Genomic DNA, 7,340 nt, shown 5'->3' on the forward strand with positions numbered 1-7,340 from the left:
CGCAATCCTCGCTACGGACGCTTAAGTCCGACAGGCTCCTGGCTTATGATGACCGGTTTCAGTGGCTTTTGACATGGCTCAGTGACTTTTGTCAGAGATTCAACCAATGGCCCGGTGAGCAGGCGACTCTCGGAGCAGTAGTCATGGGGCAGGGAGAATGTCGCATTATCAGTTTTATTCTAACAGAAATAATAAAGACTATTCTCCTGGCATGAACGTTTATCTGTTTTTATCAAGAGCTCATTTTATGGAGCGCTCTGGCAGCATCTTTAGCAAAATAAGTCAGAATGGCATCAGCTCCGGCTCTGCGAAAACACATCAGAGATTCCAGCATCACGGCATCCCCATTGAGCCAGCCATTGGCAGTCGCCGCCTTGTGCATGGTGTATTCACCGCTGACCTGATAGGCAAAGACCGGTACCTTGAACTCATCCTTAACCCGGCGAACAATATCCAGATAAGGCATGCCTGGTTTAACCATCACCATATCTGCGCCCTCTGCCAGGTCTGCCGCCACCTCGTGGATTGCCTCATCACTATTGGCAAAGTCCATCTGAAAGCTGAACTTATTGCTTTTGCCGAGATTACCGGCTGAGTCTACCGCATCCCGGAATGGGCCGTAGTAATTGGAGGCATATTTGGCAGAGTAGGCCAGGATGCGGGTATTGATATGGCCTTCTTCTTCCAGGCGCTGGCGGATGGCACCAATCCGGCCATCCATCATGTCTGACGGGGCCACAATGTCTGCGCCGGCTTCTGCGTGAGACAGGGCCTGACGGACAAGGGCCTCAACTGTTTCATCATTGACCACATAACCATCCTCATTGGTCAGGCCATCAAGGCCGTGGGAAGTAAAGGGATCCAGCGCTACATCGGTAATCACACCCAGCTCCGGGAACTGGCTTTTCAGCGCTCGAACCGCACGCTGGGCAAGGCCGTCCGGGTTCCAGGCTTCTTCCGCCAGCTCGGACTTCTTGTCAGCCGGTGTCACTGGAAACAAAGCAATGGCGGGAATGCCCAGTTCAACCAGTTCAGCGGCTTCCTCAAGGAGTAAATCAATACTGAGGCGCTCAACACCGGGCATGGACGCAACGGATTGACGCTGCTGATGACCGTCCACAATAAACAGCGGATAAATAAGATTGTCCACGGCAAGCTGACTTTCGCGCATCAGACGGCGGGAGAAGTCGTTGTAACGCATACGCCTTGGGCGGGCAGCAGGAAAAGGGCGATGAATCATACTTCTTTATCCTTTTGAGGTTGTGTATGGCCTTACAAGGAATTGTCCCGGAATAAGTTCCGCATTTGACTGAGACTTGCTAAGGTCGCTTCCCGTTCCCGCAAAAGCACAAAATCGGCCCGTCTTTTTCGGGCAGCGGGTGGCGGGCAGCGGGCAGCGCTTGTTGAAATGTCGAAGTCATCAAATGACAGTTCCCAAGTAATGAGCCTCGCGACGAAGCGCCAAAGTCCTGCGCGAGATTAGAGTCAGTTTATGAAATATCCGGGCTAATTTGACAATATGGGTGGCATTATACGGGAAAAAACGTATGATTTTGCAGGGATTATCGTGTCAAACACATGTTTGTAGCTACAGGCTACTACTGGCTACTAAGAAGGTGTTATGAATAACAAGAAATGGCTTTTACTGACAGTGCTTGCCATAGCAATTGGTGCGTTTTACACGCTGGACGGTCAGCAATACCTGACCCGTGATTTCTTTCAGGGCCTTTATCGTGATGATCCGGTGTTGACGGCTGCTGCTTTCTTTATCATTTACGTGGCGGTCACCGGCCTTTCACTGCCGGGAGCGGCAGTGCTTACGGTGGTGGCGGGTGCCATTTTTGGCCTGCTTCAGGGCGTGTTGCTGGTTTCTTTTGCCAGCACCCTGGGCGCCACTCTGGCTTTTCTGTTTTCCAGAACCTTATTAAGAGACTGGGTAGCGGAAAAGTTTTCTGGCTATCTGGATACCATTAACAACGGTGTGAAAAAGGACGGAGCTTTTTATCTGGCAACGCTCAGACTGATTCCGGCCGTTCCTTTCTTTGTGATCAACCTGGTCATGGGGTTGACCTCCATGCGGGTCTTGACATTCAGCCTGGTCAGTCAGCTGGGAATGCTCCCGGGAACGGCGGTTTACGTGAATGCCGGTGCCCAGCTTGGCCTGGTGGAGGAACTTTCTCTTGAAGGGATTTTAACGCCGCCATTGATCGCTTCATTCGTGCTTTTGGGGATTTTCCCCTGGATTGCCAGAATGCTGATGGAGTGGTTGAGGCGTCGTCGTTTATACAGCAGCTATCAGCAGCCTGTACAGTTTGATAATAACCTGACCGTGATTGGTGCCGGCTCTGCCGGACTGGTCAGCAGTTATATTGCTGCGGCCGTTAAGGCCAAAGTATCACTGATTGAAAAGCATAAAATGGGGGGCGATTGCCTGAATACGGGTTGTGTGCCCAGTAAAGCCCTGATTCGCTCCGCCAAAATGGCGCATTACCTTGAGCGGGCCGATGAATTCGGTATTGAACATGTGTCCGGGCAGGTCAATTTTTCCAGGGTGATGGAGAGGGTTCATGGGGTTGTTGGCAAGGTTGAGCCACACGATTCGGTAGAGCGTTATTCCGGTCTGGGGGTTAACTGTATCAGTGGCACCGCGCAGCTGATCAGTCCCTGGGAAGTAGAGGTCGACGGTAAAAGAGTCACGTCCCGAAATATTATCATTGCCAGTGGTGGCCGTCCCTATGTTCCACCTCTGCCGGGTCTTGAGAAAATCGAATACTACACATCGGACACCATTTGGGCGTTACGAAATAAGCCCGGCCGGATGCTGGTGATTGGCGGCGGCCCTATTGGCTGTGAATTGACTCAGGCTTTCACCAGGCTGGGTGTTCAGGTGATTCAGGTGGATCACGGAGCCCGGCTGTTGCATCGTGAAGATGAAGATGTCTCAAAACTGGTGATGGATCAGTTTATTCAAGATGGTGTTGACCTGAGGCTGAAACACGAAGCCCGTTCTTTCCAAAAGTTGCTGGACCCGGACACCGGAGCCGAGCGTCAATTTCTGGCAGCCGAATTTGCAGGTCAGACAGTAGAAATTGACTTTGATATTGCCCTGCTTGCCACGGGTCGAAAAGCCAATACGACAAATCTTGGCCTCGAAGCACTGGGTATCGAGTTAACAGAGCGGGGAACCATTGAGGTTAATGATTACCTGCAGACCCGTTACCCCAATATCTATGCCTGTGGCGATGTGGCGGGACCTTACCAGTTTACCCATACGGCGGCACACCAGGCCTGGTATTGTGCCGTGAACGCACTGTTTGGCCGCTTCAAAAAGTTCAGAGTGGATTATTCAGTGATTCCCTGGTGTACCTTTACCGATCCGGAAGTGGCCCGAGTGGGCCTGAATGAGCAGGAGGCTCAGGAACAGGGCATTGCCTATGAAGTGACCAAGTACGGTATTGATGATCTGGATCGAGCCATAGCGGATGAAGAAGCACGGGGCTTTGTGAAAGTGCTGACCGTGCCGGGCAAGGATAAGATCCTGGGAGTTACCATTGTCGGCTATCATGCCGGTGAGCTGATTACTGAGTATATCAGTGCCATGAAGCACGGTTTGGGTCTTAATAAAATTCTGGGAACCATCCATATCTACCCGACACTGAGCGAAGCCAACAAGTATGCTGCGGGTGAGTGGAAAAAAGCCCATGCGCCCCAGGGGCTATTGTCGCTTGTGGAAAAATATCACGCATGGATGCGCCATTGACTATCCTAAAGGGGTCATTATAAGCATAAGGTTGTTTAATGAGTGACCCGGACCCGTTTGATGGTGGCCCGATAGAGGATCTTTTAAAGGATCCTGCAAATAACAGCCCGCAGTTAGCATCGGCTGCCATCAGCGAAGATAAGAAACTCTTCAAAGAGCTGAGAAAAATCCTCAAGAATAGAAGTGTTATGTTGGCTGAGCCTTCTTCCCGAAAGAGTCTCAAAACCAATAATAATAGCCTTCTGGCAAGAATAAAAAACCTTCTGCCAACCTCCGTTTACAAGATGGTTTCCCGTCTCAAACCCATTGATAAGCAGAAAAAGATTGGAACGATGATTGCGCTGGTCCAGCAGAAGAATCAAATGGCCTGGCAGCGCCTGGGAGAAGGTAAAGCTGAGGGTGCTTGTGATCAGGCGTTGCGCAAGCTGCAGCTGGCGTGTGAACAGTCGCAGCTCTGGCTGGATCTGCTGGAGGGCAGGGGGCAGTCAAAGGTTACCGAAGAGCGGGCGCGGGTGGTTGACTGTCTCAAAGTCTGTGTTGCCGCAGACATTGCCAGTGACTTTAAGCAGGCTGATAAGGCTTACGTTGAGGCCGTTCACGATCTGAAGTTATCCATCATTCACGAAAATGATCTGAAAATTGAGCTGCAGGCACCTAAAGCTTCTTCTCCCCTGGCCGGGGAACTGAGACAATTTGAGAAAATGCTGGTGGATGAGGCATCAGCCCTGGAAGCATACCGGCTATATGGGCAGAATCAACGGTCATGACGGAATCTTCGTCTTCGGGATCATTTTACATTTAATTTTTTTCCCTTCAGCATTCGTTTTAGTTGTTATTATCAGCTCGAACTCTTCAATCTCATTCTCTAAGTGATGATGCTCCGCTTCCTTCAGAAGCCTGTATTTCTCCTGGGTAAATGCTTCGTCAGAGGCAAATTCATCTCTGTGGAGAATATCCAGTGCTTTTTCCAAGTCGCCAAAGGGAAAAACAACAGAAAATTCTGTCTCCTTTTCATAGTAAGTCTGCGAGTCATAGTAAGTCTGCGAGTCGGCTGATGAAACAGTACGATCCGAAATACTCTTTTGTTGCACGGCGGAATTGTTACATTGCTCGGATCGATTCGACAGGAAATTAGAGATATTGTTCGCAATGGCCACCACTCTTCCACAAAACCAACGTGCAATGTCATAAGGCAGTCTTATGGCTGCCTTAACATAATGAGCAATAGTTTCAATTGTGTTACCAATCATGATTTAAAATCCTAAAAATTATAATAACGCCTTCTGAAATGCTAAAAGATTTTGTCAACGGGTGTTTTTACTACCCGTATGTCGTTTTGGAGTGCATACGACTAAATAAGTTCCAGATGTTTCTGATGCCCCTCTCTGCCAGGATAGGTCGCCTCTCCCAATGCCAGGAGGCGGAAATGTTCTGTGCCTTGATGATGCAAAGATTAAGGCCGGGCTTCAGTGGGGTCCGGGATCGTAGAATAGGAGGTAGAAGGGCTGGCAATACCACTGGTTTTTAGCACCAGTAGTGACATAACTCCGCTGACTATAACAAACTGCCAGGTCCAGTCTGGCATCAGATCAATCCATATCCCATTGGATACAACGATGGTTGCCCCGGAAAGTACAAAGCGTATGGCTTCAATAACGATCAATCCGGTGAATTTTTCCAGCAACCAGCCAATACCGATCAGATTCAGTGCAAGAACAAATGTCCAGAGTACATTGAAGCCATAAGGCGTGTTGTGGCTGATGGCCAAAAATACCGTGGTTGCCAGCACAAGCATGGCAAATTGGATCAGTGAATAGACTTTCAGGCCCATACTGACTTCAGGGTTATAGTTCTTATAGCCGTGAATATCCGGCATCTTCATCGGTGAGGCGATGTCCGCAGGTCGATAGCCTGTGCGTCTGAACCAGAGTGTGAGTTTGTCTTTCCAGCTTTTGGTATTAATGGCATCCCTGAACATATTTGTATAAAGATGAAGGTTTGCCCACACCGGGTTCCAGCTTCTCAGCGGTTTTAACGTGCCGTAGCGGATGGGCTCATAATGTTCATCTTCTTCGATAAAGGTTCCGAACAGTCGATCCCAGATAATAAACACCCCGCCATAATTTTTATCCAGATACTTCCGGTTTTTGGCATGGTGAACCCGATGGTTTGAGGGGGTAACAAAAAGCAGTTCAAACCATCCAAGCTTTGGTATCAGGCGGGTATGCACCCAATATTGGTAAAGCAGATTAATCAGACTTACCGTCAAAAAGACATGGGGTGGGATGCCAAGAATGGCCATGGGCACGTAGAACACCCATGAGAACAGAAAACCCGTGCTGGTCTGGCGCAGAGCCGTTGTCAGATTATATTCTTCACTCTGGTGATGCACCGAGTGGGCGGCCCAGAGAAGATTGATCTCATGACCTTTGCGATGATTCCAGTAATAGAAGAAATCCTGCAATACAAACCCCAGAACCCATACCCAGAGGGCGTTGCTATCCAGTGACAAGAGCGCTGCGTGGTTATAAATAAGGGTATAGACGCCAAGTTTGAAAATAACACCGGTGGTGACGTTAAGCATCCCCGTGCTCAGGCTGTTTATGGCATCGTTAACTCGATAGTAATCTTTCTTGCGAATGATGGTGGCGATGACTTCAATAAGGATCATCAGAAAGAAGATTGGTATGGCGTACACAATCGGATTCATGGTGTGAGCCTGGTTATTATTGTTGTAGGCTTGTTTTTAACATGAGTCCCAACGAAAAGCATAGTTCTTCATCAATTAAATACGTCTTGTTATGCTGCCCGGATTTTAGATAACTGGACTTACGACAAGGCAGGCCGAATTCTGCAGTAAACGACGGACGGCAGAACCATTGCCATTCAATACAATGCCGATTGTCTGAAATTTTAAACTTCCATTTACGAACTTTTCTGCTTTTTTTTTGTCCAACCAAGCAACCAAAAAAACTCATCAAGGTATGATTTATGACTCCTTTATCAAACTCGGCTTCTGGGGCTACTCCGAACATTGCTTCCTATAATTCTCAGGTTCCTGCTGCGGGCACTGCTTTTGGAAGGTATCAGGTCTCCATAGTGAATTTGGAGAAGGCTCAAGTCTTGATGGCTTTATACAATTACGCCCGTAACCCGATGGGCAGTTTTTTAGGCAGTGGTAGTTATGGGTCGCACAATCCTGCGCCCTTGTATGGTCCAAACAAGTCCTTCAACATAGAGGATTCGGAAAAATTGATGTCTCTTGATGAAGCGAGTTTACTGGTTTCTCAAACGCTGGATCTTCATGATGTCCGTGGCAGAACAATTAACACTGATATATCTGGAAATGTCATATATACGTACTTGTATGACCATAGTAATGGGAAGGGTGTTGCTGCAATGGCTATTCAAAGCCTTACACAATAACGGAAAAGAAAAATGGCGTCATTATGTTATTATATGGCGCTATTTTTCTGTTACTCACCGTTAAACAACGCTTTCATCCACATCGTCGTAAAGTTTTCCTTAAGTAGTTGGCCAAATGGAATCATATTTTCTGGCTAAGTGGGCAGTTACTATG

7 protein-coding genes are annotated in these 7,340 nt (G+C 48.4%); 4 read left to right on the forward strand and 3 right to left on the reverse strand.

Translation table 11 applies throughout. The features are described 5' to 3' along the window. The coding region (locus tag KDK15_RS15025; protein WP_257296201.1) for a hypothetical protein at window positions 1-215 on the forward strand (215 nt) is incomplete at its 5' end. Window positions 216-232: 17 nt separating this feature from the next. Here KDK15_RS15025 and hemB read toward each other — a convergent pair. Further along, window positions 233-1,240: a porphobilinogen synthase gene (hemB, locus tag KDK15_RS15030; RefSeq protein WP_257296202.1), complete on the reverse strand. Its 1,008-nt coding sequence runs from the start codon at window positions 1,238-1,240 to the stop codon at window positions 233-235. Window positions 1,241-1,621: 381 nt separating this feature from the next. Here hemB and KDK15_RS15035 point away from each other — a divergent pair, with 381 nt between their 5' ends. Together KDK15_RS15035 and KDK15_RS15040 are read left to right on the forward strand one after the other, a co-directional pair. Further along, a complete protein-coding gene (locus tag KDK15_RS15035; protein WP_257296203.1) occupies window positions 1,622-3,760 on the forward strand; it encodes an FAD-dependent oxidoreductase in 2,139 nt (712 codons plus the stop codon). Window positions 3,761-3,798: 38 nt separating this feature from the next. Then, the gene (locus tag KDK15_RS15040; RefSeq protein ID WP_257296204.1) at window positions 3,799-4,527 is read left to right on the forward strand and encodes a hypothetical protein; all 729 of its coding nucleotides are present in this window, start codon (window positions 3,799-3,801) and stop codon (window positions 4,525-4,527) included. Here the strand turns inward: KDK15_RS15040 and KDK15_RS15045 are convergent. Together KDK15_RS15045 and KDK15_RS15050 are read right to left on the reverse strand one after the other, a co-directional pair. After that, a complete protein-coding gene (locus tag KDK15_RS15045; RefSeq protein ID WP_257296205.1) occupies window positions 4,522-5,010 on the reverse strand; it encodes a hypothetical protein in 489 nt (162 codons plus the stop codon). The genes KDK15_RS15040 and KDK15_RS15045 overlap by 6 nt on opposite strands. 203 nt (window positions 5,011-5,213) lie before the next feature. Continuing rightward, on the reverse strand, window positions 5,214-6,470 hold the full coding sequence (locus tag KDK15_RS15050) for a sterol desaturase family protein (RefSeq protein ID WP_257296206.1): 1,257 nt from the start codon (window positions 6,468-6,470) through the stop codon (window positions 5,214-5,216). A gap of 281 nt (window positions 6,471-6,751) precedes the next feature. On the opposite strand from KDK15_RS15050, the gene KDK15_RS15055 reads away from it, so the two are divergent. Continuing rightward, window positions 6,752-7,186 (forward strand): hypothetical protein, encoded by a 435-nt coding sequence (locus tag KDK15_RS15055; protein WP_257296207.1) that lies wholly within the window; start codon window positions 6,752-6,754, stop codon window positions 7,184-7,186. The last annotated feature ends 154 nt before the right edge of the window (window positions 7,187-7,340 follow it).

This window comes from Endozoicomonas sp. YOMI1 (genome assembly GCF_024606345.1).
Lineage (GTDB): Bacteria > Pseudomonadota > Gammaproteobacteria > Pseudomonadales > Endozoicomonadaceae > Endozoicomonas.